At 65.7% G+C, this 1,118-nt stretch carries 1 pseudogene; it reads right to left on the bottom strand.

From position 1 onward, the window contains the following. A pseudogene (locus AC5RUJ_RS16910) lies at window positions 1-1,118 on the bottom strand (hypothetical protein); the annotation flags it as partial.

Genomic DNA, 1,118 nt, shown 5'->3' with positions numbered 1-1,118 from the left:
GAGGTCTTCGACACGGCGGTGTAACCGGTCTTGGTGCCGGTGACCTTTACTTTAATGGTCTTTCCGGCGTCGGATCCGGTCAGCTTGTAGGTCTTGGCAGTGGCGCCCTTGATGGCTGCGCCCGAACGGTACCACTGGTACTTCAACGTGGTTCCGGAGGTCCAGGTCCCGGTTGTCGCGGTCAGGGTCTTCCCGACCTTCGCCATACCAGAGACGATCGGCGTGGCGGTCTGCAGCGGGGTGACCTTGAAATTGGCCGTCCAGGACGTCCTGGCGCCGGGAGCAAGGACGTAGTCGGTTTGCACCCTGGCGGTGATCGTCACGGTGCCAGTGCCCTTGTGGGTGCCCGGGGGAACGGTCTTGCCGCCGACCAGGTAGTCCACGCCTTCGACCGCCGGGATCGTGTAGGTGTCCTCTGCGGTGCCGTCCTTATCCGTGAACACCACGGCAGCCGGGGTTACCGGGTACGGGGTGGCCTTGAACGCCGCGGTCCATTCGGTGATGGCGCCGGCGGCGATGACGTAGTCGGCCTGCGCCCGGGCGGTGATCGTCACGGTGCCAGTGCCCTTGTGGGTGCCCGGGGGAACGGTCTTGCCGCCGACCAGGTAGTCCACGCCTTCGACCGCCGGGATCGTGTAGGTGTCCTCTGCGGTGCCGTCCTTATCCGTGAACACCACCGCAGCCGGGGTTACCGGGTACGGGGTGGCCTTGAACGTCGCGGTCCATTCGGTGATGGCGCCGGCGGCGATGACGTAGTCGGCCTGCGCCCGGGCGGTGATCGTCACGGTGCCAGTGCCCTTGTGGGTGCCTGGGGGAACGGTCTTGCCGCCGACCAGGTAATCCACGCCCTCGACCGCCGGGATCGTGTAGGTGTCCTCTGCGGTGCCGTCCTTATCCGTGAACACCACCGCAGCCGGGGTTACCGGTGTGCGTTGGGTCAGGGTAGCAAGTGTTGCCGTGATAGTGCCGGCAGTGCTGGCACCAGCGGGAGTGGCCATGTTGACATAGATGCCGGAACCCGGGTCCTTGTACTGGATGTGCATCGCGGGAAGACCGTTCGTGAACCGTGGGGTCTGCAGATGCACTTCGCCAGCGGCATCGGTGATGGCGTGGGGGCT

The sequence above is a fragment of the Arthrobacter sp. Y3223164 genome (assembly GCF_059091005.1).
Note: the sequence above shows the minus strand (reverse complement) of the source record. Positions and strands in the feature narration are given on the sequence as shown.